The sequence below is a fragment of the Pseudoblastomonas marina genome (assembly GCF_034374265.1).
GTDB lineage: Bacteria > Pseudomonadota > Alphaproteobacteria > Sphingomonadales > Sphingomonadaceae > Alteriqipengyuania_A > Alteriqipengyuania_A marina.
Genome location: NZ_CP139718.1, coordinates 152,213 through 176,287, shown reverse-complemented (window position 1 = coordinate 176,287; position 24,075 = coordinate 152,213). Strand labels below are relative to the sequence as shown.

21 protein-coding genes and 1 other RNA gene are annotated in these 24,075 nt (G+C 66.6%); 9 read left to right on the top strand and 13 right to left on the bottom strand.

Features of this window, described 5'->3' with window-relative positions:
* Window position 1 precedes the first annotated feature (1 nt).
* Both ubiB and T8S45_RS00815 read right to left on the bottom strand, forming a co-directional pair.
* Entirely contained in the window at window positions 2–1,555 is a 1,554-nt protein-coding gene (gene ubiB, locus T8S45_RS00820; protein WP_322294308.1) for a 2-polyprenylphenol 6-hydroxylase, read from the bottom strand.
* Between the two features lie 4 nt (window positions 1,556–1,559).
* On the bottom strand, window positions 1,560–2,297 hold the full coding sequence (locus T8S45_RS00815; protein ID WP_322294307.1) for a class I SAM-dependent methyltransferase: 738 nt from the start codon (window positions 2,295–2,297) through the stop codon (window positions 1,560–1,562).
* A 55-nt stretch (window positions 2,298–2,352) separates the two neighbouring features.
* On the opposite strand from T8S45_RS00815, the gene mutM reads away from it, so the two are divergent.
* The 4 genes from mutM (at window position 2,353) to T8S45_RS00795 (ending at window position 6,395) form a co-directional block, all read left to right on the top strand.
* On the top strand, window positions 2,353–3,165 hold the full coding sequence (gene mutM / locus T8S45_RS00810) for a bifunctional DNA-formamidopyrimidine glycosylase/DNA-(apurinic or apyrimidinic site) lyase (protein ID WP_322294306.1): 813 nt from the start codon (window positions 2,353–2,355) through the stop codon (window positions 3,163–3,165).
* A 151-nt stretch (window positions 3,166–3,316) separates the two neighbouring features.
* Window positions 3,317–3,577 (top strand): 30S ribosomal protein S20, encoded by a 261-nt coding sequence (gene rpsT / locus T8S45_RS00805; RefSeq protein ID WP_188641220.1) that lies wholly within the window; start codon window positions 3,317–3,319, stop codon window positions 3,575–3,577.
* Window positions 3,578–4,057: 480 nt separating this feature from the next.
* On the top strand, window positions 4,058–5,500 hold the full coding sequence (gene dnaA / locus T8S45_RS00800; protein WP_188641219.1) for a chromosomal replication initiator protein DnaA: 1,443 nt from the start codon (window positions 4,058–4,060) through the stop codon (window positions 5,498–5,500).
* 130 nt (window positions 5,501–5,630) lie between these two features.
* A complete protein-coding gene (locus tag T8S45_RS00795) occupies window positions 5,631–6,395 on the top strand; it encodes a HesA/MoeB/ThiF family protein (protein WP_322294305.1) in 765 nt (254 codons plus the stop codon).
* On the opposite strand, the gene T8S45_RS00790 is transcribed toward T8S45_RS00795, so the two are convergent.
* The 5 genes from T8S45_RS00790 to T8S45_RS00770 all read right to left on the bottom strand — a co-directional run bounded on the left by T8S45_RS00790 (window position 6,392) and on the right by T8S45_RS00770 (window position 12,653).
* Entirely contained in the window at window positions 6,392–8,281 is a 1,890-nt protein-coding gene (locus tag T8S45_RS00790; RefSeq protein WP_322294304.1) for an ATP-binding protein, read from the bottom strand. The genes T8S45_RS00795 and T8S45_RS00790 overlap by 4 nt on opposite strands.
* A 123-nt stretch (window positions 8,282–8,404) precedes the next feature.
* The gene (locus T8S45_RS00785; protein WP_322294303.1) at window positions 8,405–9,157 is read right to left on the bottom strand and encodes a TIGR02186 family protein; all 753 of its coding nucleotides are present in this window, start codon (window positions 9,155–9,157) and stop codon (window positions 8,405–8,407) included.
* On the bottom strand, window positions 9,154–10,068 hold the full coding sequence (locus T8S45_RS00780; RefSeq protein ID WP_188641216.1) for a sulfite exporter TauE/SafE family protein: 915 nt from the start codon (window positions 10,066–10,068) through the stop codon (window positions 9,154–9,156). The genes T8S45_RS00785 and T8S45_RS00780 overlap by 4 nt, the downstream gene beginning before the upstream one ends.
* A gap of 81 nt (window positions 10,069–10,149) precedes the next feature.
* The gene (locus T8S45_RS00775) at window positions 10,150–11,256 is read right to left on the bottom strand and encodes a hypothetical protein (protein WP_322294302.1); all 1,107 of its coding nucleotides are present in this window, start codon (window positions 11,254–11,256) and stop codon (window positions 10,150–10,152) included.
* On the bottom strand, window positions 11,253–12,653 hold the full coding sequence (locus T8S45_RS00770) for a glycosyl transferase family protein (protein ID WP_322294301.1): 1,401 nt from the start codon (window positions 12,651–12,653) through the stop codon (window positions 11,253–11,255). Before T8S45_RS00770 ends, T8S45_RS00775 begins: the two co-directional genes overlap by 4 nt.
* Window positions 12,654–12,781: 128 nt before the next feature.
* Between T8S45_RS00770 and nhaA the strand changes: the two genes are divergently transcribed.
* Window positions 12,782–14,011, top strand: a complete 1,230-nt coding sequence (gene nhaA, locus T8S45_RS00765; protein WP_322294300.1) for a Na+/H+ antiporter NhaA — start codon at window positions 12,782–12,784, stop codon at window positions 14,009–14,011.
* A gap of 6 nt (window positions 14,012–14,017) precedes the next feature.
* Here nhaA and T8S45_RS00760 read toward each other — a convergent pair whose 3' ends face one another.
* Window positions 14,018–14,455 (bottom strand): VOC family protein, encoded by a 438-nt coding sequence (locus tag T8S45_RS00760; protein ID WP_322294299.1) that lies wholly within the window; start codon window positions 14,453–14,455, stop codon window positions 14,018–14,020.
* Window positions 14,456–14,543: 88 nt separating this feature from the next.
* Between T8S45_RS00760 and T8S45_RS00755 the strand changes: the two genes are divergently transcribed.
* Window positions 14,544–15,296 carry an SIMPL domain-containing protein gene (locus T8S45_RS00755; RefSeq protein WP_407654919.1) on the top strand — a complete coding sequence of 251 codons (753 nt, stop codon included), beginning with the start codon at window positions 14,544–14,546 and terminating at the stop codon, window positions 15,294–15,296.
* 4 nt (window positions 15,297–15,300) lie between these two features.
* Here T8S45_RS00755 and T8S45_RS00750 read toward each other — a convergent pair whose 3' ends face one another.
* Window positions 15,301–16,038: a TorF family putative porin gene (locus T8S45_RS00750; protein WP_322294298.1), complete on the bottom strand. Its 738-nt coding sequence runs from the start codon at window positions 16,036–16,038 to the stop codon at window positions 15,301–15,303.
* Window positions 16,039–16,169: 131 nt separating this feature from the next.
* Here T8S45_RS00750 and T8S45_RS00745 point away from each other — a divergent pair, with 131 nt between their 5' ends.
* Both T8S45_RS00745 and T8S45_RS00740 read left to right on the top strand, forming a co-directional pair.
* Window positions 16,170–16,973: a metallophosphoesterase family protein gene (locus T8S45_RS00745; protein ID WP_188641210.1), complete on the top strand. Its 804-nt coding sequence runs from the start codon at window positions 16,170–16,172 to the stop codon at window positions 16,971–16,973.
* Window positions 16,970–18,280 carry a UDP-glucose dehydrogenase family protein gene (locus T8S45_RS00740; protein ID WP_322294297.1) on the top strand — a complete coding sequence of 437 codons (1,311 nt, stop codon included), beginning with the start codon at window positions 16,970–16,972 and terminating at the stop codon, window positions 18,278–18,280. Before T8S45_RS00745 ends, T8S45_RS00740 begins: the two co-directional genes overlap by 4 nt.
* Before the next feature lie 3 nt (window positions 18,281–18,283).
* On the opposite strand, the gene T8S45_RS00735 is transcribed toward T8S45_RS00740, so the two are convergent.
* Window positions 18,284–18,925: a hypothetical protein gene (locus T8S45_RS00735; RefSeq protein ID WP_322294296.1), complete on the bottom strand. Its 642-nt coding sequence runs from the start codon at window positions 18,923–18,925 to the stop codon at window positions 18,284–18,286.
* Between the two features lie 61 nt (window positions 18,926–18,986).
* A complete protein-coding gene (locus tag T8S45_RS00730; protein WP_322294295.1) occupies window positions 18,987–22,253 on the bottom strand; it encodes a S41 family peptidase in 3,267 nt (1,088 codons plus the stop codon).
* A 213-nt stretch (window positions 22,254–22,466) separates the two neighbouring features.
* Between T8S45_RS00730 and T8S45_RS00725 the strand changes: the two genes are divergently transcribed.
* Window positions 22,467–22,964, top strand: a complete 498-nt coding sequence (locus T8S45_RS00725) for a YbjN domain-containing protein (protein WP_188641206.1) — start codon at window positions 22,467–22,469, stop codon at window positions 22,962–22,964.
* Here the strand turns inward: T8S45_RS00725 and rnpB are convergent.
* Window positions 22,963–23,341, bottom strand: an RNA gene (rnpB, locus tag T8S45_RS00720) — RNase P RNA component class A. The two genes, T8S45_RS00725 and rnpB, sit on opposite strands and share 2 nt — an antisense overlap.
* A gap of 6 nt (window positions 23,342–23,347) precedes the next feature.
* Entirely contained in the window at window positions 23,348–24,070 is a 723-nt protein-coding gene (locus tag T8S45_RS00715; protein WP_188641205.1) for an N-acetylmuramoyl-L-alanine amidase, read from the bottom strand.
* Window positions 24,071–24,075: the final 5 nt, after the last annotated feature.

Here is a 24,075-nt window from a genome sequence, read left to right as displayed (position 1 = left end):
CCTAGCCGATCCAGCCCTGTGCCGCGGCGAGCCAGGCGACCGCTATACCGGCCGCGCCCGCGAGCAGATAGCCCGGCCAGCGGCGTGGCTCCCGGCTGCGCTCCCACACCAGTTCGACCTCGGGGAGCGGCGGCGGTTCGGGCGCGCCGCCCTTGGGCGGGTACTGCTCCTCGAGTCGGCGGATCAGCGCCGGGATTCGCAGCAGCGTCTCGGTGTCCTCGCGCAGGCGATCGGCCAGCGCGGCCTCGGGGCCGAGCTCGTCGCGGATCCAGCCGCGCACATAGGGCGCCGAGACGTCCCACATGTTGATCTCGGGATCGAGTTGGGTGGCGATCCCCTCGACCATCACCATGGTCTTCTGCAGCAGCAGCAGATGCGGCTGGGTCTGCATGTCGAAATCGCGGGTGATCGCGAACAGCCCGTCGAGCATCTGGCCGACCGACAGCTCGCTCACCGGCTTGCCGCGCATCGGCTCGCCCACGGCGCGGAGCGCGGTGGCGAATTCCTCGACCGAGTGGTGCGAGGGAACGTATTGCGCCTCGAAATGGATTTCGGCGACGCGGCGGTAATTGCCCGTGGTCAGCCCGTAGAGGATCTCCGCCAGCCACGCCCGCGCGCGGCGGTCGATCCGGCCCATGATCCCGAAATCGATCGCGACGATCGTTCCGTCGGCCTGCACGAACAGGTTCCCCTGGTGCATGTCGGCATGGAAATAGCCCGCTGCGATCGCCTGGGTGAGGAAGGCGAGAACGAGTCGCCGCGCGAGTTCGGGCAGGTCGTGCCCCGCGGCCTTGAGCGCCTCGGTGTCGCTGATCTTGATGCCGTCGATCCACTCGATCGTCATCACCCGGCCATTGGTGCGGTCCCAGTCGATCCCGGGCACGCAATAGCCTTCGTATCCCTTCATCGATTCGGCGAGTTCGGAAGCCGACGCCGCCTCGCGCCGCAGGTCGAGCTCGCGCAGGGTCCAGCGCTTGAAATTGGCGATCGTCAGCGCGGGCCGCAGCCGCGCCGCCTCGCCGCCGAGCGCCTCGACGTGCGCAGCGGCCCATTCATAGGTCTCGATGTCCCTGGCAAAGCGATCGCGGATGCCCGGGCGCAGCACCTTGACCGCGACGTCGCGGCCTTCGATCGTGGTCGCGCGATGGACCTGCGCGATCGAGGCCGAGCCGACCGGTTCGGGATCGATATGCGCATAGAGCGTGTCGATCGGCTGGCCGAAGCTAGCCTCGATCTCGCGCCTGATCGCCGCGAACGGCACCGGGGGGAGCGAATCCTGCAGGCTGAGCAGATTGCGCGCCGCCGCCTCGCCCACGAGGTCGGGCCTGGTGGCGAGCGACTGACCGAGCTTGATCGCGGCGGGGCCGATATCCTCGAACGCGCGCGCGTAATTGGGTTCGGAGGGCTGGATCGCGCCGAACCGCGCCAGCCGCGCCACGCGCTTGACCGGCGCGGGGGTCTGCGGCGCCTGCTCGATCGGGCGCAGCGCGCCGTGCCGTGCCAGCGTACGGCCCCATTTCAAGAGCCGCCAGAGATGCGTTCTCGGTCGTGTCACTGCGCTAGATCTTCCAGCCCGAATGGATCGCGACCACGCCGCCGAGGACCGGCTCGACCTTGACCTGCGCGAAACCCGCCTCGCGGATCATATCGGCGAATTCGGGCATCTTGGGGAAACGGCGGATCGATTCGACGAGGTAGCGATAGCTCTCCTCGTCGTCCGCGATCGCCTTGCCGAGCTTGGGCACGATCCTGTGCGAGTAAACGTCGTAGGCCTGCTTGAAACCGGGCCAGGTCGGAGTCGAGAATTCCAGGCAGAAGAACCGCCCGCCATGGCGCAGAACTCTGTGCGCCTCGCGCAAGGCGGCGGGAATGTCGGTCACGTTCCGGATGCCGAACGCGATCGTGTAGGCATCGAAGCAGCGATCGGGATAGCTCAGCGCACTGGCGTCCTGCCGCGACCAGACGAGGCCCGAAATGCCGCGCTCCATCGCGCGCTCGACGCCGACGTCGAGCATGTCCTGGTTGATGTCGGCAACCGTTACCTCGGCCCCGCGCGCGGCCATGCGGAAGGCGATGTCGCCCGTGCCGCCCGCCATGTCGAGCACCGCCTCGCCCGCGCGCGGCTTCACCCGGTGGACGAACTGGTCCTTCCACAATCGGTGCATGCCGCCCGACATCGCATCGTTCATGATGTCGTATTTCGATGCGACATTGGAGAACACGTCGCCCACGCGGCGCGTCTTCTCTTCGGGCGCGACTTCTTCGTAGCCGAAGGAAACGGTTTCGGTTTCGCTCATGCGCAGCGCCTTAAGGGGAATTGCAGCTCGGGCAAAGGGTGTTAGGGCCGATCTTATGCCCGAACTTCCCGAAGTCGAAACCACCGTGCGCGGGTTGGCGCGATATCTCGAGGGCGAACGTGTCACCCGGGTGGTGCTAAACCGGCCCGACATGCGACGACCCTTTCCAGCCGATCTGGTGCAGGCAATGACCGGGGCGACGATCACCTCGCTCGGGCGGCGCGCCAAATACGGACTGCTCCATACCGATCGCGCGCGCACGCTTGTCTTTCATCTCGGCATGAGCGGGCGCTGGCGGATCGACCCGGCGGAGGACGAAGCGCACGACCACTTGGTGATCGAGACCGAGGGGCACCGCTTCGCGCTCAACGATCCGCGCCGCTTCGGCTCGGTCGACCTCGTCGATACCGCCGCGCTCGACGCATGGTCGCCGTTTGCAGCGATGGGACCAGAACCGCTGGGCGAGTCGCTGACGGTCGACCATCTGCACACCGCGCTCGCCGGAAGGAAGCAGGCGATCAAGCTGTGCCTGCTCGACCAGCGGATCGTCGCCGGGCTCGGCAATATCTACGTCTGCGAGGCGCTGTGGCGCGCGCGGATCAATCCCAAGCGCGCGGGCGGGCAGGTGTCGAAAGCCGCGCTCGGACGGCTCTTGCCAGCGATCCGCGAGGTGCTGACCCAGTCGATCGCCGATGGCGGGTCGACCTTGCGCGATTACGCCCAGCCCGACGGCGCGCTCGGCTATTTCGCAACCCGCTTCGACGCCTATGGCCGCGAGGGAGAGCCGTGTCGCCGCGGTGACGGAAGCATCCGCCGCTTCGACCAAGGCGGGCGGAGCACCTGGTATTGCCCCAAATGCCAGCGTTGAACCGCGTTTTCCTTGACCCGCGCCCCGGTCGAGGCTAGGGGCCGCGCTTCTCGCGCCGGTTCGCTTGCGATTCTGTGCGCGCGCACCATATCGGACACCAGAATTTGAACGGATCGCCCGGCATCAGCGGCGATCGACACGAAGGACAGACATGGCCAATACGCCGCAAGCCAAGAAGCGCATCCGTCGCAACGAGAAGCGCGAAACGACGAACATGAATCGCAAGAGCCGCATCCGCAGCTTCATCAAGAAGGTGGAGACCGCGTGCGAGGCCGGCGACAAGAAGGCCGCCGCCGATGCGCTGCAGGCCGCGCAGCCCGAAATCTATCGCGGTGTCGCCAAGGGCGTGCTGCACAAGAACACCGCTTCGCGTAAATACAGCCGGCTGACCAAGCGCGTCGCCGCGCTCTGATTCGCCGTCACGGCTAACCGATTCGCGACCCGCAACCGGACAATCCGGTTGCGGGTCGAAACCGGGCTGGAACAAAACACGAACTTAACATATGTGTACTGCACAATGACGTCGCGCAGAGCGTCACCCGAATCGTGGATTTTCAACGATTCGTGTTTTGCGCCCTGCACCAAACAAATGAAATTTAAGCCCTTTTTCGAGGGCTGACGGATTCCTGCGGGCCCCGGGCTGTCAAGGCGCTTTATTTAAAAAAAGTGTCATCTTCGGCATTGTCACCAGCTGTGATTTGCACTTACAAAATAGTCCTGCCGGCGACGATCTCGGGTCCGGCGACACACAGGATTATCTTATTCGGGAGATGCGCGGGGGCGTATCCCTGCCAGTCGGCTCCGCAACCAATCCGCGCGGAGTCGATGGATAGTGCTGCACGCAACAAATTCAGCCCTTGGACGCGGGCTATTAGGGGGATGAGGCAACGCGATGGCTAAGGTAGAACGCGAACCAACGGCTGAAGAACTCGAAGCGATGGGACTTCAGGCGGATTGGGCGGATATTTCCACCGGCCTTCGCAAGGATCTTGGCGCGCAGCTCTTCTCGCAGTGGATCAAGCCGATCCAGCTCGGCGGCCTGTGCAAGGAGACGGGCACGCTCGACCTCTTCCTGCCGACCGAATTTTCGGCCAACTGGGTCGCCGATCGTTTCGCCGACCGGCTGAGCCTGGCGTGGAAGATCGCGCGCGGCGACGTGAAGAGCGTCCGCATCCAGGTTCATCCTGGTCGCCGCGAACTGTCCGAACTGCGTCTGGGCGAAGACAGCAAGCGCGCGCCGGCCAACGACCACGGCCTCGACTCGTCTGCCATCGCGCTCGCCAGCGGCCAGGTCGGCACGCTCGGCCAGAGCACGGTCGGGCTCGATCCGTCGCAGACCTTCGACAGCTTCGTCACCGGCGATGCCAACGTGCTCGCCTGCAACGCCGCGCAGCGCATGGCAGCAACCGAGACCCCGCAGTTCTCACCGCTCTACCTCAAGGGCGCGACCGGCCAGGGCAAGACCCACCTGCTGCACGCGATCGGCCATTCCTATCTCGCCAACCATCCGCGCGCGCGCATCTTCTACTGCTCGGCCGAGCGCTTCATGGTCGAGTTCGTCCAGGCGCTGCGCCAGAACGAGATGATCGAGTTCAAGGCGCGGCTGCGCGGCTTCGACCTGCTGCTGGTCGACGACATCCAGTTCATCATCGGCAAGGCTTCGGCGCAGGAGGAACTGCTCTACACGATCGATGCGCTGCTCGCCGAGGGCAAGCGCCTGATCTTCGCCGCCGACCGCGCCCCGCAGGCATTGGACGGGGTCGAACCGCGCCTCCTGTCGCGCCTTTCGATGGGCCTGGTCGCCGATATCGCCGCGGCCGATATCGATTTGCGCCGCCTGATCCTCGAAGCGCGGCTCAAGAAGTTCGCCCCGCTCGAAGTGCCGGGCGACGTGATCGAATTCCTCGCGCGCACGATCACCCGCAACATTCGCGAACTGGTGGGCGGGCTCAACAAGCTGATCGCCTACGCCCAGCTGACCGGGCAGGCCGTCTCGCTCCAGCTCGCCGAAGAGCAGCTGACCGATATCCTCTCGGCCAATCGTCGCCGGATCACGATCGACGAGATCCAGCGCACCGTGTGCCAGTTCTACCGCGTCGATCGCGGCGAGATGAGCTCGCGCCGCCGCGCCCGCGCGGTGGTCCGCCCGCGCCAGGTCGCGATGTACCTGTCCAAGGTCCTCACCCCGCGTTCCTATCCCGAAATCGGGCGCAAGTTCGGCGGGCGAGACCACTCGACGGTGATTCACGCGGTTCGCCTGATCGAGGACCTGCGCAAGCGCGATGCCGACATGGACGGCGACGTCCGCTCGCTGCTGCGCCAGCTCGAGAGCTGATCGAACGCTGCAACCGGCTACCGGCGGTGGATTTCGCTATCCACCGCCGGACCACCGGCTTTCCACCACGAAGCCACAGACCGTCCCTGCGATATCGACAGGGCTGTCCTCACGCGCCTAAAGCGCTGGCATGGCTCTCGCTCCCGATCGTCTCGACCGTTTCGCCCGCCAGATCATCCTGCCCGAGATCGGCGGTGCCGGACAGGTCGCGCTGGCGAACGCGCATGTGGCGCTGGTCGGGTTGGGCGGGATCGGATCGCCCGCGCTGCAATACCTCGCGGGTGCGGGCGTGGGCCGCTTCACGCTGATCGACGACGACGGCGTCTCGGCGAGCAATCTCCAGCGCCAGATGCTCTACGGCGAAGGCGATGTCGGGGCACCCAAGCGGGCCAAGGCGGCGGCCTGGCTACGCGAATTCGATCGCCAGCTCGAAGTCGAGACCTTTGGCGAGCATGTCGACGCCGGATCCGCGGGCCGCGCGATCGCAGGCGCCGACCTCGTGCTCGACGGGACCGACAATTTCGCCACCCGCCTCGCAGTCTCCGATGCCTGCGTCGCAGCCGGTATCCCCTTGCTCTCGGCCGCGGTGGCGCGGTTCCAGGGACAGGTCGCGGCCTTTGCCGGGCACCGGGCCGAGGAACCATGCTATCGCTGCTTCGTCGGCGACGCGTTCGACGCTGACGATTGCGACACCTGCGCCGAAAACGGAATCCTCGGCGCGATGGCGGGCTGGGTCGGCAGTTTCGCCGCGATGCAGGCGATCCGCGTCCTGCTCGACGGACATGCGGGTTTCGGCGACCCGCAATGGGGCCGCCTGCATATACTCGACGGGATCGTGCCGGGCATGAAGACGATCCGGATCGCGAAGGACCCGGATTGCAGGGTATGCGGCTAGCGCCCCTGCGAGCGCCAGCGCGCCACGGTCCGACCGACCGATTCCTCTTCGCCGCCGCCATCGTTCCACAGCGCTGCGAAGCTCGGGTCTTCCGACGCCGGGCGCTTGTGTTCCTCGAGCGTGTCGAAGCTGACCCGCACCGGGATCGAGACGCCCTCGCCGCAGATGATGCATTCGCGGTTGCGCAGGGCGGGGATCGAATCGAGGAAGCCGCGCGCGCCTTCGGGCATCGCGGCCTTCACGAAGGCCTGGTCGCGATCGTTGTTGAGGCGCATCGAGATGATCGTGCCGCACTGCGACAGCACGCCTTCGGCAAGGTCCGACGGGCGCTGGGTGATCAGCCCGAGGCTGACCCCGTATTTGCGGCCTTCCTTGGCGATGCGCGAGAGGATGTTGCCGACCGAGGACCCGTCTGCGTTCTTCTCGTTGGGGACGTAGCGGTGCGCTTCTTCGCACACGAGCAGGATCGGGCGCGTCTTCTCGTCGCGCGACCAGATCGCGTAGTCGAAGGTGAGCCGCGAGAGCACTGCGACCACGGTCGAGGTGATGTCCGACGGCACACCCGAGACGTCGACGATCGAGATCGGCTTGCCTTCGGCGGGCAGGCGGAAGATCTTGCCGATGAATTCGGCCATCGTGTCGCCCACCAGCATGCCCGAAAACATGAACTGGTAGCGCGGATCGGCCTTGAGCTCGTCGATCTTCGACTTGATCCGCATATAGGGAATCGAGGAGCTCGCCTTGTCGAGCTTGCCCATCTCGTCTTGCAGGATCGAGGTCAGGTCCGACAGCAGATACGGAATCGGCGAATCGACCGTCAGCTTGTTCATGCCTTCGGCAAGCCGGCTCTTCTGCCGCGCCTTCAGCAGGCAGCGGGCGAGAATGTCGGCATCGGTTTGGCGTTCGTTGCCGCGGGTGGTGAGGAACACCTCGCAGTGCTCGTCGAAATTCATCAACCAGTACGGCATCTGCAGATTGCTGACGTCGAAGATCATCCCGGTCTGTCGGAACGCGGCCGAGTATTCGCCGTGCGGGTCGATCATCACGATGTGGCCTTCGGGGGCCGCCTGGCAGATCCGGTGGAGGATCAGAGCGGCACCGGTGGACTTACCGGTACCGGTCGAGCCGAGCAGCGCGAAGTGCTTGCCCAGCATGGCGTCGATATAGAGACCCGCGCGAATGTCCTTGGTCGGGAAGACCTTGCCGATCTGGACGTTGGCGCGCCCGTCGCTGGCGTAGATCTGGCGCAGATCGTCGCTGGTCGCCGGGAACACTTCGGATCCGGGCACCGGGTAGGTGGTGACGCCGCGACGGAAGCCGGTGAGCCGTCCAGTCAGCCGTTCCTCGTTGCCTTCGCCGAGGAAGTCGATCGCGGCGACGATCCCGCCGACGACGCTATCGTCCTGTTTCTGCGTCCGGACGCTGGCGAGCAACCAGTTCTTGCCGACCCGGATCTTGACCTGGCTGCCGACCTGGCCCGCCAGCATGATCGAAGGGTCGTCGTCTTCGCTGCAGGCATGGAGCCGGTTGAGATCGAGCAGGATGCGCGAGCCCGAGCCGGCGATCTCGACGACCTTGCCGATCGGGGTGGTGGCGTTCGCGCCGAGCGATGAGGAGGCCTTTTCCGGCCCGCTCGCTGGGCGAGGTTTTCGATCCGCGGGCGCGGCGCCCACGGCTTCGAGCGTCTCGGCGGATGGGCGGCTGGCCTGGCCCGGCCCGGCCGCCGGTTGATCGCGGCGGGGTTGCGGGGCCTCGGGGCGCGCGACCGCCTCTTCCAGATGGCCCGGCCGACCGCGCTGCGCCGCGCGGCGCAGCCGATCGAGCGAGGGGTCGTCCCCATCGCCTGTTTGCTTTTCGGGCGGGAATTTTCCGCTCATTTCGGTCATGCGTGATCCCTTGTCGCCGTGTCCATGGGCGCTTTGTCTCATTCGGGACCTTGGCCGAAACCGGTTAATTTCTAGCTAATTACGAATGCGCGGGGGCACGGACCACCGCAGTACTGCGGCGGATCAGACCAGCGCGAACAGGCGACCGGCCGCCCACCCCATGAAAATCGACAGAAAAACCGCGAACAGCCCGTACCAGACCTCTTCGTTCTCGGCGTAATCGGCGACCCGTTTCTCGAACCCGACCTTGCGCACCTCGACCCGCGCGATCTCGGAGACCAGCACCCGCCCGCGCGAGATCACGAAGGTCTCGGCGGTATAGGTCCCGGTCTCGACGCTCGAGGGCAATTCGAAGCGCGCCTCGTAGAGCACCCCGCCCTTGACCTGCACCCCGCCTTCGACCTGTTGGTAATGCCCCTCGCCGCGGCGCCGCTCGACCAGCCCGGCGGCAATGCGCGCCTGCTGTTCGGGATCGATCGCCCCGATCGGCGACAATTGCAGGTAGGGCAGGCCGAGTTCGTAGATCGCGGCCGTCCGCGCATCGACCACCGCGGCGATCTCGCGCGAGCTGGCGACGGCATAGAAACTCGGCACCGAACGGAATTCGGCGGCATCGACGTTCATCCAGATACCCGCGACCTGCTGCTTTTCGCGCACGACCACCGAGCTTGTCGGGCCCTTGAGCACGACGACCACATCGTAGGGCTCGGGCGGCGCGCCCTGTTCGGGTGGCAGGATCGCACCGAACAGCAGCAACTCCGTCCCGGTGAAGCCCTGGCGGACCGCGATCTCGTCCTGCGACACTGAGGGGACCAGCTGCGGGTCGCGCGCGCCGGTCAGCGCGAGCAGCGCCATCAGGGCGAGCAGCACCCTCACAGCGGGGCCACCGTGTAGACCTCGTCGGGCGAATAGAACAGCTGGAGCACCATCCGCACCGCGATCGCGAGCACCACCACCGCGAGCACGAGGCGCAGCACTTCGGGCTTCGATTTCTGCGCCAGCGAGGCGCCGATCTGCGCGCCCGAGACCGAGCCCACCAGCAGCAGCGCCGCGAGCACGATATCGACCGCCTGGGTGGTGATCGCGTGCATGAAGGTGGTGACCATCGTCACGAACAGGATCTGGAACAGCGAGGTGCCGACCACCACGCCTGCGCCCATCCCGAGGAGGTAGAGCATCGCGGGGACGAGGATGAAGCCGCCGCCGACCCCCATCAGCATGGTGATGATCCCGACCACGAGGCCGAGCAGCAACGGCGCGAGCGGCGAGATGTAGAGGCCCGATTTGTAGAATCGCATGCGCCACGGCAGGCTGGCGACCAGCGGGTGGTGGCGTCGTCGCGCGGCCTTGGGTTTCGTCCCGCCTCGCCCGGCGGTGACCGCGCGCCAGCCGTCCCTCGCCATTAGCGTGCCCATCGATCCGAGCAGCACGACGTAGAGGAAGGTGATGATCGTATCGATCTGGCCGAGCGCGCGCAGCCATTCGAACAACACCGCTCCGATCCCGGTCCCGATCGCGCCGCCGACCACCATGATCCCGCCCATCCGGTAATCGACCCCGCCGCGCCGGTGATGCGCGAACACGCCCGACACGCTCGCGCCGGTGACCTGCGAGGCCGCGCTGGCGGCGGAGACGGTCGGCGGCACGCCGTAGAAGATCAGCAGCGGCGTCGTCAGGAACCCGCCGCCCACGCCGAACAGGCCCGACAGCATCCCGGTGATCGTGCCGAGGGCGACGATCAGGAGGCCGTTGACCGAGAGGTTGGCGATGGGAAGATAGACGTCCATGGGCTCGGCCTGCCCCTACCCCAGCGGGGCCCGCGGCGAAAGCGCGCGAACGCAACATTCGGCGATCAAAATGGCGGTGCGTCAGAAACTGGCGGAGATCGTCAGCGCAGGTCCAGAGCCGGGGGCTGCATCGCCCGCCACGCGGATCCGGTAGTCGGCCTCGACGCGCGCGGTGAGTTGACCGGTGGCGAGCGTCATGGCGGCGGATGGACCGACGTCGACCCGGGCCGCGCCCTGCTGCGCCCCGCCCCACACGCCGCCCCCCGCCGCCAGCCGGAAACCGCCGCCCGAAGCCAACGCCTTGCGCAAGGTCAGCCTGCCATCGGCAAAGCCGGTCGCATCTTCGCCTCCGACGTAACCGGCCTGTCCATAGGCATCGGCTTCGAGCCCCAGCATGTCGGACCGTACGCCACCGACGAGCATCGCCGCGGGTCGCACCGCGACCCGTCCATCGCGTTCGGTCGCCCGCAACTCGGCCTGCGCGCGCACCGGCCATCCGGCGAAGGGACGGATCGACAGGCCCGCGGCCAGCTCGGGCCGCGAGGCGCCATAGGGAAAGCCGGTCGCGCGGGCATAGGCCCGGGGGGCGAAGCGGCTCCCCGGGGCCAGGCGATAGCTCAGCAGGACACCGGCCTGGCTGGCCCCGTAAGACGCCGGCGCGACCGCGGCGCTCCCGCGACCGTCTGGGCGCCACAGCAGCCACCCGTCGAGCGACCAACGGTCGGGCTGGCTCGCACGGCGATCCGATGCGAGCCCGCTCCTCTGCGAAAGGACCCGCGCCCGCCCGATGTCGCTGGCGATGCCCGGGGCCGGGAAAGCGTAGGCGCCGCGAGTCACTGCCGCGATCCACAACAGGTCGTGCGACGCAGCCTCGTCGAGCGCGCCGAAGGCCGCGCCCCCCGCTTCCGGCGCGATCCCGGGATGCGGGACGAAGGGCGAAGGAGGGAAGGCGGCGCCGTGGGCAGGTCGCGACCAGGCCGCGGGAGGCATCCCCGCTTTCGCAGCGGTGACGATCGACGGGCGTCGGGGTTCGCCCTCCGCGAGGATCGCGGCGGGCACCGCACGCTCGAGCGCCTGCAGGGTCTCCTGCGGCCAGAACGCGAAGCGCATCCCGATCCAGCCACTCATCACCAGCGCGAGCACGATCAGCGGGCGACCGCGCGCGGAGGGGGACAGGGTCGCCCTCATGTCGGGCTGCCGAGGCGGACACCGGCGGCCGGATGCGCCGCGTGGGTCGTCTTGTCCCAGCGCAGCGCGGCACCGCGCAGATTGCCGCAATAGGCGGCGAGCGCGCGCCAGCCGGCCATGATCCCGATCACGTTCGCGACCGGGATCCGCAGAACGGCAAACCCCGCCTCGCTCCAGCCATATTCGCGCGCGACGAAGGCGGCCCGCCATGCCGAGCGCCACAGCACCGACAGCATCAGGAAGGTCGCGAAGGACCACAGCCACGGTGCCATCGCGCTGTTATCGGCATGCGGTGTCCCTCTCAGCAGCAGCACCGCCTCGATCGCGAGCAGGAGGTAGGCGGTCCCCAGCACGAGCGCCGCCATCGGCCCGCGCCGGTCGCGCAGCATCATCCAGCGGTTCGCCCACGAGCCGGCCCAGCCGAGCCGGTCCCAACCCTGGAACGCGATGCCGTGGATCCAGCGCGCCTTCTGCCGCGCCGCGGGCCCGATCTCGTTGGGGAAATAGCTGGTCGTCGCGATCAATTCGCCATTTCTGTCGCGCAGGCGGAGGAAGCGGCTGCCGCCGCCCATCCGCCGGATGCGGAAGCCGAGCTCATAGTCCTCGGTGAGGCTGTCGGCAGCGAACGGGCCTTCGGAACCGGCCGCGACCAGCAGGCGAAGCATGCCGCGTTCGACCGCACAGCCCACCCCTGCGGCGGGCAGGTCGAGGCCGAGCGCATCGCGCACCACCAGTCCCTTGGTGTGGCTCTCGGCGAATTCGTCGGCGTAGTGGCCCGAGACGAAACGCGTTCCGCCGGCAAGCGCCGGGCGCACCGGCAACTGGACCATCGCGGTCGTGCCGATCGCGTGATCGATCACCCCGATCGCGGCCGGGTGCACCATGTCCTCTGCGTCCTGCAGGATGACCGTACGGAACACCAGGCCGTGCCTCGTCTCCTCCCGTTCGAGCGCGCGGTAGAGGCCGTTTAGACAATCGGCCTTGGTCGTGGGGCCGGGCCGGTCGTGGACGACGATGCGGATCCGCGGGTCGTGCGCGGCACCGCGGCAGGCGGCAGCGAAGGTTGCCGGATCGTTGCGATAGACCCCGACGAACAGGCGCAGCTCGGGCTGCGGCCATGCGAGCGAAACCTGCGTCAGCGTGGTCGCGAGGATTGCAGCCTCGTCCCACGCCGCGACGAACACCGCCGTGTGCCCGCTCAGCCGCGGGGGTGGCGGGTCCGCACGGCGGGTCGGGATCCGACCCGTGGCCCGGAGCCACAGCCAGGCAAGATCGACCGCCAGTTCGTCGAGCGCGCCGAGCACGAGCCAGAAGGCCGCGAACAGGAAAAGTTCGCGTTCCAGCAGGCTCAACCAGTGCAGCTGCGGCGCGAGCGGCAGCAGCGCTTCGGCATCCATCGGCAATGCCCCCCATTGCCCCCTCGCATCGTATCCCCCCGCGAGGAGTACGCGATAAGTATCGCTTATGCCCGCTCCATGCAACGATGCCCTTGAAACCCGCCGTCCCCACCGTAAAAGGGCGGCCCATGGCAGAGTCACAGAGCATCGGCGGCGCGCTAAAGAGCGCGTTATACAGGTTCACCTCGATGGAGGCGGCGGCGGGGATCGTCCTGATCGTGGTCGCGATCGCGGCGATGCTGATCGCCAATTCGCCGCTCTATGCCGAATACAAGACGCTGTTCTACGGCAAGCTTGCTTGGACGCCGATCCCCAAGCTCGACGATCTGCATTTGTGGATCAACGACGGGTTGATGGCGATCTTCTTCTTCGTCGTCGGGCTCGAGATCAAGCGCGAGCTGATCGATGGCGAGTTGAACGACGCGCAAAAGCGCCGCCTGCCCTTTCTCGCCGCCGCCGCCGGCATGGCGGTACCCGCGCTGATCTATCTCGGCGTGGTCGGCGACGACCGCTCGCTCCATTCGGGCTGGGCGATCCCGGCGGCGACCGACATCGCCTTCGCAGTCGGTGTGCTGGGTCTGCTCGGGCGGCGCGCGCCGTCCTCGCTGCGGTTGTTCTTGCTGACGGTCGCGATCGTCGACGATCTCGGCGCGGTGGCGATCATTGCGCTGGTCTATACCAGCGGGATCAAACTCGCCTGGCTTGCCGCCTCGGTGGTCGTGCTGGGGATGTTGATGGCGCTCAACCGGTTCGGCGTCTATCGCATGCTGCCCTATATCGTCTTGTCCCTCGTGCTGTGGTTCACGGTGCTCAATTCAGGGGTCCACGCGACCGTCGCGGGCGTGCTCGCGGCTTTCACGATCCCCTTGAAGCTCAAAGGGCACGATGATTCCATGCTGCTGCGGATGGAGCATTCGCTCGTGCCGTGGAACGGCTACCTGATCGTGCCGTTGTTCGGCTTCGCCAATGCCGGCGTCTCGCTCAAGGGCATGGGTCTCGCCGAGATCCTCGGCCCGCTCCCGCTCGCGATCGCGCTGGGCCTGTTCGCGGGCAAACAGATCGGGATCTTCGGGGCGATGTGGATCGCCGACAAGATCGGCTTCGCGAAACCACCGGCCGGTGCTTCCGCGCTCCAGTTATGGGGCGTAGCGACGCTGTGCGGGATCGGCTTCACGATGAGCCTGTTCATCGGCGCGCTCGCCTTCCCACGCGACCCGCTGCTGGTCGAGGAAGCCAAGCTCGGCGTGTTGTTCGGCTCGCTACTCTCGGCGGTGCTCGGCTATGCGATCCTGCGCTTCGCGAAATCGCCCGAGCCCGAAGCGGACGACGACTCCGGAAAGCAGCCCGCCTCCGCCTAAGGACGCTTACCAGCTGCCGGTGTTCTCCATGCTCGCCCAAGGCTCCTGCGGCTCGAGATAGCCATCCTGCAGCAATTCGACCGAGATTCCGTCGGGCGAGCGGACGAAGGCCATGTGCCCGTCGCGCGGAGGACGGTTGATCGTCACGCCCGCATCCATCAGTCGCTGGCAGGTCGCGTAGATATCGTCGACCCGGTAGGCGAGGTGGCCGAAATTGCGCCCGCCCGAATATTCTTCGGGCGCGCTGCCGTCTTCGGGCGGCCAGTTGTAGGTCAGCTCGAGTTCGGCAACGCCTTCCTCGCCCGGGGCGGCGAGAAAGATCAGCGTGAAGCGCCCCGCCTCGCTCTCCTTGCGGCGCACTTCTTCGAGCCCGATCAGCTTGAAGAAGTCGATCGCGGCATCGGGATCGGCGACGCGGATCATGGTGTGGAGGTAGCGGGCCATCGCGGCATCCTTTCATTCAAACTCGGTTCATCGCTGCTGAAGCACAGTTCATCGTATGGTCGCGTAACTCCAGCCGGAGAATGTCCCGATGAACGACACTGCCTCTTCCACGCAAGCGCATTCGCGCTTCGCCTTCGACCCCCGCACCTTGAGCCTGCTCGGCGGCGCCGCGATCCTCGCGATCGGCATGGCGCTCGGCGGCTACCTGCTCGGCGACGGCATCCCGCGCGCCAAGGAAGCCGAGCGCGCGGTGACCGTGCGCGGCCTCGCCGAACGCGAAGTGACCGCCGATCTCGCGACCTGGACGATCAGCTATTCGACCACCAGCACCGATCTCGGCGCGGCGCAGGCCAAGGTTTCGCAGGATCGCGCCGCGCTCGAGGCGTTTTTCGCCGAGCTCGGTTTCCCCGCCGACGCCTTGCAGCCCACTGGGGCCAACGTTTCGAGCTACACCGATGACGGGGTGACCCGCTACACGGTGCGCGAACGCCTCGCACTGAGGACCTCCGACATCGAGAAAGCCCAGCAGGCGGTCGCGCGGCAGTTCGACATCGTGCGGCGCGGGGTGCTGATCGAGGAAGGCTCGGGCATGTCCTACACCTTCACCAAACTGAACGACATCAAGCCCGAAATGGTGGCCGAGGCGACCCGCGACGCACGCGCCGCGGCCGAACAGTTCGCCGAAGACAGCGGCGCCGATGTCGGACCGATCAAGGAAGCCACGCAGGGCTATTTCTCGATCGACGCGCGCGATGGCGACAGCAGCGGCGGCTGGGGTGCGTCGGACACCCCCTACAAGAAGGTGCGGGTCGTCACGACGGTGAGCTTTACGCTCGGCTGATGAGCTAGAACCGGAAGGTCACGCTACCGACAACGGTATCGTCGGTCAGGCCGTCCATCCCGGGCGCGTCGTTGCCGACATATTCGAGCTTGGCCGAGAGCATGGGCAGGAACTGGTAGCGGACGCCGGCCGACCAGTCGGTTCCGCTGTCGCCTGCACCGACCAGCGATTGCGCCGACAGCGGACCGTCCGAATGACCGACATGCGCGTCGAAGCTCAGCGGGCTGAATGGCAGCCCGACTTCGGCATCGGCAGAAAGGTAGAGATTGTCGTCGCTGCCGAGCGAATCCTGGTCGGGCGCATAGGCCGCGCCCAAACGCAGCTTGGCCGGGCCGAGCACGCCGACCACTGCGGCATAGGGCTCCCAGTAATCGGTCGCGAGCGCGCCCGGCGCACCGACATAGATCCGCCGCGCGACCCCGATATCGAGATCGACCAGCGGCAGCACCGAGCCGCTCCACCCGGTATAGGTCTCGAATTCGAGATCGGCGAATTGCGGCGCACCGTCGACCGAATAGGCCGATACCCCGCCGTAGAAGCCGGTCGCGTGGCGCAGTTCGCCCCACGCCTTGCCCGCGACATCGCCGTCCGAGCGCGAAATGCCGCGGAAGCGATAGTCGCTCATCAGCTCGACCCCGCCCGAGACTTCGAGCAGCGGCGGCGGGTCGGTGTCGTAGCTGTCCTGCGCGATGGCGGGGCTGGCAAGGAGGCAAAGGGCCGTCAGGCCAAGGGCAAAGCGCATGTCGAGGTCTCGCTGGACAGGGGGCGGATCGCCCGCGGTTCTAGAGGATCGCGAATCGCAGGCAAGCGTTGCCCGCATGGCGATGTCTTCCTATATGCCGCGCGCACCTGAATACGGTGCGACCAAACACCATGCTGTCAGCCCTTCGCAAACTCAAACGCCCCAAGGCTCCCGAACCCGTCCACGCCATCCCGGCGGGGCAGCGGGTCTATGCCGTGGGCGATATCCACGGGCGGCTCGACCTGTTCGATGCCCTGCTCGAAGCGATCGACGCGGACGACGCGGCGCGCGCCGATGCCGAAGTCACGCTCATCCTGCTCGGCGACCTGATCGATCGCGGACCCGACAGCTCCGGGGTGATCGCGCGCGCACGCCAGCTTTGCCAGACCGGCCATGTCCGGATCCTGATGGGCAATCACGAGGAAATGTTCCTCGACAGTTTCGAAGACGTCGAGGTGCTGCGTCACTTCCTGCGCTATGGCGGCCAGGAAACGCTGCTCAGCTACCCGGTCGACCGGAAGGCCTATCGTGCCGCCACGCGCAGCGAAGTGCTCGAGATGATGAAGCGCGCCGTGCCTGAGGAAGACCGCGAATTCATCGCCGGGTTCGAGGACATGGTGCGGATCGGCGACTACGCCTTCGTCCATGCAGGTGTCCGACCCGCCATCCCGTTCGAGGAACAGCGCGCGCACGAATTGCGCTGGATCCGCGAGCCGTTCCTCTCGCACCGCGACGCGCATGACGCGATGGTCGTCCACGGCCATACGATCAGCGACGAGGTCGAACACCGTCCCAATCGCATCGGGATCGATACCGGCGCCTATACCACCGGTCGCTTGACCGCGCTCGGCCTCGAAGGCACCTCACGCTGGCTGATCGAGGCGCGCGAAAGCGAAGCCGGCGCACCGGAAATCTCCCACAGGAGTCTGCTATGAAAATCGCAATGGTCGGATCGGGCTATGTCGGCCTGGTTTCGGGCGCCTGCTTCGCCGATTTCGGCCATGACGTGGTCTGCATCGACAAGGACGAGAAAAAGATCGCCGCGCTCGAGAACGGCGTGATGCCGATCTACGAACCGGGTCTCGACGCGCTGGTCGAAACCAACGTCAAGGCGGGCCGCCTGTCCTTCACCACCGACCTCGCCGAGGGGATCGACGGCGCGGATGCAATCTTCATCGCCGTCGGCACGCCGAGCCGCCGGGGCGACGGCCATGCCGACCTCACCTTCGTCTACGCGGTGGCGAAGGAGATCGGCGCGACGCTCAGGAACGATGCAGTGGTGGTCACCAAGTCGACCGTGCCGGTGGGCACCGGCGACGAGGTCGAGCGGATCCTCGCCGATGCCAAGCTCGACGTGCGTACCGCGGTCGTCTCGAACCCCGAATTCCTGCGCGAAGGCGCCGCGATCGGCGATTTCAAGCGGCCCGACCGGATCGTGATCGGCACCGACAACGAGTTCGGTCGCGACGTGATGAGCGAGGTCTATCGCCCGCTCTACCTCAACCAGTCGCCGATCCTGTTCACCTCGCGCCGCTCGGCCGAGCTGATCAAGTATGCCGCCAACGCCTTCCTCGCGACCAAGATCACCTTCATCAACGAGATGGCGGACCTGTGCGAGAAGGTCGGCGCGAACGTGCAGGACGTCAGCCGCGGCATCGGGATGGACAACCGCATCGGGGCGAAGTTCCTCCATGCCGGTCCCGGCTATGGCGGTTCGTGCTTTCCCAAGGACACGCTCGCGCTGCTTAAGACGGCCGAGGATTACGAAAGTCCGACGCGGATCGTCGAGGCGGTGGTCAAGGTCAATGACAGCCGCAAGCGGGCGATGGGCCGCAAGGTGCTCGACGCGCTCGGCGGCGCGGACAAGGCGCGCGGCAAGAAGGTCGCGCTACTCGGCCTGACCTTCAAGCCGAACACCGACGACATGCGCGATTCGCCCGCGATCGCGGTCGCACAGACGCTCACCGATGCCGGGGTCGAGGTCGCGGCGTTCGATCCCGAGGGGATGGAGCAGGCGCGCCCGCTGATGCCCGAGGTGACGATGGTCGACGGTCCGTACGAGGCGATCGAGGGTGCCGATGCGGTGGCGATCGTGACCGAGTGGGACGCGTTCCGCGCGCTCGACCTCAAGCGGATCAAGGACCTCGCCAAGGCGCCGGTGCTGGTCGACCTGCGCAATATCTACGATCCGCAGGACGTCCGCGATGCCGGGTTCACCTACGCCAGCATCGGACGCGGCTGAGGGTCAGCGAATCTCGAACCCGGTGACGGTCATCCGCGCCGGACCGGTCGCATAGACGCCGTGGCCACGCAGCACGTCCGAGCCGAGCACGAAGCCGACCTTCGCCGTATCGCGCTTGGCCGCTTCGAACAGTTCGGGCGCGACCGCGGGATTGCGGTATCCGACCGAAATCCACTCGGGATCGTCGAGCGAGATGCGGATTTCGTGATTGCCGCGCGATAGCTGCTTCACCTTCGCCGTGGGCGCGTACCAGCGATAGAATTCATACCGTCCGCGTGCGCTCCAATTGTCGCCGCGGCGCTGGAAGAACAGCGAGATCGCGCCCGGCTTGTCGGGCTCCTGCTGCGGGACGAAGCGCGTCCCCGGTTCGGCATCGATGCGATAGCGCATGACGATCTCGGACTTGCCCTCGAGCGAGCCCGGATCGAAGGTCACGTAATGGACGTGGCTGCGCGGCGTGGTCGGGAAGTCGATCGCGATCCCCGCGTCGGTGCTTTCGGGCCGGGCCGGCATGCCGACCGAATAGTTCTTGCCCTTGATCCAAGGGCCGATGGTCCAGTCGCGATCGACCGTGACACCGGCGAAAGCCACCGTCGCGCCGCCGACGAGCGAAAGGGCGCCAAGGAGAGATGTTAATTTCTTCATGCAGTTTTATTAACAAAGGGGCGCTTGCTCGATCCTGAACAAGCGCCCCGTCGCAACCGGATCAGTCGCCCAGCTCGGTCGGGTAAGGCGGCGTCCAGTTGGGATCGCGCGCCGGATTGCGCTCCAACTCCGCGAGGATGTAGGCGATCGCCGCGTCGAGCTGGGTATCCTCGCCGCGGTCGAGCGCGAGCTGGTCGAGCTCGACCCGCATATCGGGCGAGACACCCTCGTTCTCGATGCTCCACGTCCCGTCGGGCTCGAAGAAGCGGAAGAACGGCACCACCAGGAAGCCGCCGTCGATCAGGTTCGGATTGGCGCTGATGCCGATCAACCCGCCCCAGGTGCGGGTGCCGATCAGCGGGCCGAGGCCGGAGGCGCGGAAGGCATAGGGCATCCAGTCGCCGCCCGAGCCCGCGTCCTGGTCGATCAGCATCGCCTTCGGGCCCCAGATCCCCGAGCCGGGGGTCGACCAGTTGAGGCCTTCGCGATCCTTCCACCCGGCGAGGTATTCGCGCCGCAGCACGTCGATCACGTAGTTCGCCGCCTGCCCGCCGCCGTTCGAGCGTTCGTCTAGGATCAGCGCCTGCTTGTCGGTCTGCGCGAAATACATGCGGTTGAAGAAGGTGTACCCCGCATCCGCGGTGTTCGGCATGTAGACATAGGCGACCTTGCCGCCGGTCTTCTCGTCGACATAGCGGCGATTGTCCTCGACCCAGCTCCACAGCCGCAAGGCGCCTTCGTTGCGCACCGGTTCGACCACCGAGGTACGGCGCTCGCCATTGGGCGTGCTCGCCACGGTGAGCGCGACCTGGGTGCCGGCCGAGCCCGACAGCGCCTCGAAGATATTGTCGCGCGCGGTCACCTCGCGGCCATTCACCGCGAGGATGTAGTCGCCTTCCTTCACGTCGACACCCGGGGCGTCGAGCGGCGCATCGATGAACGGATTCCACTGTTCGCCGTCGTAGATCTTCTTGATCCGGTAACGCCCGTTCTCGAGGCGGATATCCGCGCCCAGCAGCCCGGGGCTGGAGGATCCGCCCGACCAGACGTCGCCCCCGCCCACTCGGTTGTGCCCGACCTGCATCTCGCCGATCATCTCGACCAGCAGCTCGTTCAGGTCCTCGCGCCGCCCCACATGCGCGAGCAACGGTTCGTAGCGGCGCTTGATCGCCGCCCAGTCGAGGCCGTGCATGTTGGGATCGTAGAAGTAGGCCTGCTCCATCCGCCACACGTCGTTGAAGATCTGGCGCCATTCCTGCGCCGGGTCGACATAGAGCTTGAGGCCGGAGAGGTTGAGCGGCTTGGGATCGAGCTTTTCGCCCGCCTTCGACGTCATGAACTCGCCGCCGGGCTTGGCGAGCAGCAGCGTTTCGCCCTTGGCGTCGATCTGGATGCCGGTGATGCCGCTCGCCACGGTCTTGGCCTCGCGCTCCTCGAAATCGAAGCGATAGAGCTGCGATCCGGCCTGCGGCGTATCGCCCGGCGCATCGTTGCGATCGCCCGCCTGTTCGAGCGCGACGTAATAGAGGCTGCCGTCCTTCGCCGTGGCGAGGCTGGTATAGAACTGCTCGGCCACCGGCAGCGAGATCATCCGGCGGCGAAGGTTTTCGGGATCGACGACCGGGTCGGCTTCGTCCTTCTTCTCCTCCTTGTCCGCGTCCGGCTTCGCGTCGCCATCGGCCTCTTCGTCGGCGAGGATCGGGGCGAGCGGGCTCTTCCCGTCCTTCTCGAGTACCAGCGCATAGATCCCGGCGCGGTAGGGCTGCTCTTGCGAGGTCATGTCGAGCCCCAGCGCCTGCGGCCCGGCATTGGTCGATGCGGTGAAGAACAGCAGCTTGCCGTCCTTGGAGAAGGTCGGCGAACCGATATCGGCGAACTCGCCGGTCACCGGATAGGTCCGCCGCGTGGTCAAATCGTAGAGATTGAGCGCGGCGTTATAGGTCGCGCCGCGGGTGGTGTAGGCGAGCCAGCGACCGTTCGGATGGAGCGCGGCGTCGAAATCGCCGTTGCGCCGGTCGGTCCGGGCAACCGTCCAGCTCGTGCCCGCCGCGACATCGAGCGCGCGCAGCGAAAGCTTGTTGTCGGCATAGATCAGGTATTTCCCGTCGCCGCCCCAGTCGACCAGCTGGTAGAAATCGGGGCCGAGCGCGATGCGCCGCGCGGATTCGATCCCGCTCTGGTCCTCGATCACCAGCGCCTGCCCGTCGCCATCGTCGGTGATATAGGCAAGTTTGGTGCCGTCATGCGACCAGATGCCGCTGTAATTGCGCTCCGCCGCGCTGGCCGAGATATTGCGCGTGCTGCCCTTGTCGGTCGGTACGGTGAACACTTCGCCGCGCGCGGTGATCGCCACGCGCTGGGCCGAGGGCGAGATCGCCACGCTCTCGATGTTGTCCGACACGTCCTTCCACTGCTTCTGGCGCTGCGGCAGGTCGGGCGAGAGCGCGATCGGCAGCGTGCGGGTCGATCCGCTCGCGACCGTGAATTCCTTCAGCTCGCCGCCCGCCTCGTAGACGATCCTGCCGTTCCTGCCGTCAGCATTGCGGACGTCCCAGGTCGTTTCGCCGGTGACCTTCGCGACCGATCCATCGGCCGAGTTCCAGCGATAGACGTTGAACACCTTGTCGGCGGCGCGATCGGACAGGAAATATAGCTGGCCGTCCATCCAGAACGGGTCGAACTCGGTCGAGCCCTCGCCCGAAATCTCGCGCAGCGTGCGCGCGTCGGGATCCACCACCTCGATCGAGGGTTGGGTGCCGCCGCGATAGCCGCGCCAGCCCGACGAGCCGCCCCACAAGCCGTTATAGCCCGAGACCCCGGGCACGTTGGCGAACAGTTCGCCGTCCTCCGAATAGCTGCCACCGACGCTGCGCATCTCGGACATCTTCTCCGGGAAGCCGCCGGCGACCGGCACGGTGTAGATCGCCCCGGCGCGCCCGCTGCGGGTCTCGCGCGCGGAAGCGAACACGACCGAGCGGCCATCGGGGGTGAAGCCCTGGACGTTGTCGTTGCCCGGATGCCAGGTGAGCCGCTTGGGGGTCCCCCCGCTCGCCGCCACCACGAAGACGTCGTAATTACCGTCGTAATTGGCGGAGAAGGCGACCATCGATCCGTCGCTCGAGAAGACGGGATCCCGCTCGTCCGCCGCATGGCTGGTCAGCCGCCGCGCATTCGATCCGTCGGGGTTCGCGATCCAGATGTCGCCGGCATAGGCGAACACCATCTGATTGTCCGACAATGCCGGATCGCGCAACAGCTTGGTCTGCGCCAGCGCGGGCGTCACGGCCACGCTCGAGGCCAGCAGCCCCGCCATCATCCACTTCATCATCGAGTCTCTCCCCCTCTGTTTGGAGGGGAGATTGCCGCTTTCCGGCGAAATTGAAAAGACTCTTCGCCGTCGGGCGATCGCGGGGCGCGGCCGGGATGCGTCAAACGATGGGTCGCTTGTGAGAGATGTCCCGTCACAAAACGTCAGGAAGCCGCACCTTGCGACCCCGGTGCATGACCAATAGGCTCCAGCCGAACAGACCAGGGGAACACCATGAAGAAAATCGCTTTCGCTGCCGCCGTCGCACTGCTGGGTCTCGGGAGTCCTGCCGTCGCCCAGGACAGCGATTTCGATTCCCGCGAGATGATTCCGTATTTCACCAAGACCAACCTCGAGACGATCGCCGCGCAGCTCGAGCCGACTAAGACCGAATGGCGACAAATCGGCGACGGCGAGGAATCGCTCGTCATCACCTTACCTAGCGGCCTGATCGTCATCGCGAAGGCCGCCGGTTGCGGGTCGGGCCGCTGTGTCGGGCTGTCGCTGACCGCACTGTGGCAGAAAAAGGAAACTCAGAGCGACGCCGAGGTCCATGATGCCCTCGCTACCTTCAACGATACCGCCGTGCCGACGGCTTTCCTGCAACGCAACGGCGTGATCGCGATGACCCATTACGTAATCGCCGATTACGGCATCCCGCAGGGCAACATCGTCGTCATGCTCGAAGTGTTCGATGCCTACGGCCAGCGCCTCTCGGAAATCCTCAGATAATGCCAGGGGGCCTGTAAGCCGGGTTCTGTCCCGCCAGACGGCGGGGGCAGCCATTCATCTAGGCGACGGATCGCTCCGCCGCTCGAGCAGCCAACCCGGGCACCTCGGGTCGAAACGCCCCTGCCAGCGAACTGGCGCGGTGCCCCTATTCGGCCTTGCTCCGGGTGGGGTTTGCCATGCGGAGACCGTTACCGGCCCCCCGGTGCGCTCTTACCGCACCCTTTCACCCATGCCTGTGCGCTTTAGGCGCCATCGGCGGTATACTCTCTGTGGCACTGTCCCTGCGGTTGCCCGCGGCGGGCGTTACCCGCCACCCTCGTTTCACGGAGCCCGGACTTTCCTCGGTGCTTGCGCAACGCGGCTGCCCGGCCCCCTGGCAGGGCCTATCTAGCGTTCCCGCGGTCGCGATCCAAGAGCAGTTCGAACAGGATCGCGCGGACTTCGCCGTCGATCTCTCCGTCGATCTTGCGCGGGCGCCAGCGGCGCTGGAACGCCTCGACCGCCTTGTGACCGTTGCTGATGTCGTAGCCGAAGCGTTCGAGCGCGAGGTAGAAGGCGGCGTCATTGTCGAACGGATCGCCACGCTCGAGCTTTTCCGGGCGCGGCAGGCACAGGCCATATTCGGCGAGGCGGTCCCACGGGAACAGCTCGCCCGGATCGATCTTGCGTTCGGGCGCGACGTCCGAATGGCCGACCACGTTGGCACGCGGAATGTCGTAATCCTTCACGATCCGCGCCACCAGCGGGACGAGCGCTTCGAACTGCGCCTCGCTGAACTCGCGATAGCCGTATTTGTGACCCGGATGATCGAGCTCGATCCCGATCGAGGCCGAGTTCACGTCCTTGATCCCGCGCCAGTAGGATACGCCCGCGTGCCACGCGCGCTTGTCTTCGGGCACCAGGCGGATGACCTCGCCCTGCTCGCCGATCAGGTAGTGCGCCGAAACCTTGGTCTCGGGATCGCACATTCGTTCGAGCGCGAAACCCTTGTCCTCCATCTCGGTGTAGTGGATCACCAGCATCGAGATCGGCAGCGTCCGCTCGTCCTGGTTGGGTGACGTTACCTCGCGGTGGACCAGTTCGTCGTTCGGGCGCTCCTCGCTCATGCCGC

What these genes read in the sequence shown, in the direction of transcription:
- T8S45_RS00815 (WP_322294307.1), bottom strand. Translation starts at nt 2,297, where the DNA reads ATGAGCGAAACCGAAACCGTTTCCTTCGGCTACGAAGAAGTCGCGCCC.
- mutM (WP_322294306.1), top strand. Translation starts at nt 2,353, where the DNA reads ATGCCCGAACTTCCCGAAGTCGAAACCACCGTGCGCGGGTTGGCGCGA.
- rpsT (WP_188641220.1), top strand. Translation starts at nt 3,317, where the DNA reads ATGGCCAATACGCCGCAAGCCAAGAAGCGCATCCGTCGCAACGAGAAG.
- dnaA (WP_188641219.1), top strand. Translation starts at nt 4,058, where the DNA reads ATGGCTAAGGTAGAACGCGAACCAACGGCTGAAGAACTCGAAGCGATG.
- T8S45_RS00795 (WP_322294305.1), top strand. Translation starts at nt 5,631, where the DNA reads ATGGCTCTCGCTCCCGATCGTCTCGACCGTTTCGCCCGCCAGATCATC.
- T8S45_RS00790 (WP_322294304.1), bottom strand. Translation starts at nt 8,281, where the DNA reads ATGACCGAAATGAGCGGAAAATTCCCGCCCGAAAAGCAAACAGGCGAT.
- T8S45_RS00780 (WP_188641216.1), bottom strand. Translation starts at nt 10,068, where the DNA reads ATGGACGTCTATCTTCCCATCGCCAACCTCTCGGTCAACGGCCTCCTG.
- T8S45_RS00775 (WP_322294302.1), bottom strand. Translation starts at nt 11,256, where the DNA reads ATGAGGGCGACCCTGTCCCCCTCCGCGCGCGGTCGCCCGCTGATCGTG.
- T8S45_RS00770 (WP_322294301.1), bottom strand. Translation starts at nt 12,653, where the DNA reads ATGGATGCCGAAGCGCTGCTGCCGCTCGCGCCGCAGCTGCACTGGTTG.
- nhaA (WP_322294300.1), top strand. Translation starts at nt 12,782, where the DNA reads ATGGCAGAGTCACAGAGCATCGGCGGCGCGCTAAAGAGCGCGTTATAC.
- T8S45_RS00760 (WP_322294299.1), bottom strand. Translation starts at nt 14,455, where the DNA reads ATGGCCCGCTACCTCCACACCATGATCCGCGTCGCCGATCCCGATGCC.
- T8S45_RS00755 (WP_407654919.1), top strand. Translation starts at nt 14,544, where the DNA reads ATGAACGACACTGCCTCTTCCACGCAAGCGCATTCGCGCTTCGCCTTC.
- T8S45_RS00750 (WP_322294298.1), bottom strand. Translation starts at nt 16,038, where the DNA reads ATGCGCTTTGCCCTTGGCCTGACGGCCCTTTGCCTCCTTGCCAGCCCC.
- T8S45_RS00745 (WP_188641210.1), top strand. Translation starts at nt 16,170, where the DNA reads ATGCTGTCAGCCCTTCGCAAACTCAAACGCCCCAAGGCTCCCGAACCC.
- T8S45_RS00740 (WP_322294297.1), top strand. Translation starts at nt 16,970, where the DNA reads ATGAAAATCGCAATGGTCGGATCGGGCTATGTCGGCCTGGTTTCGGGC.
- T8S45_RS00735 (WP_322294296.1), bottom strand. Translation starts at nt 18,925, where the DNA reads ATGAAGAAATTAACATCTCTCCTTGGCGCCCTTTCGCTCGTCGGCGGC.
- T8S45_RS00730 (WP_322294295.1), bottom strand. Translation starts at nt 22,253, where the DNA reads ATGATGAAGTGGATGATGGCGGGGCTGCTGGCCTCGAGCGTGGCCGTG.
- T8S45_RS00725 (WP_188641206.1), top strand. Translation starts at nt 22,467, where the DNA reads ATGAAGAAAATCGCTTTCGCTGCCGCCGTCGCACTGCTGGGTCTCGGG.
- T8S45_RS00715 (WP_188641205.1), bottom strand. Translation starts at nt 24,070, where the DNA reads ATGAGCGAGGAGCGCCCGAACGACGAACTGGTCCACCGCGAGGTAACG.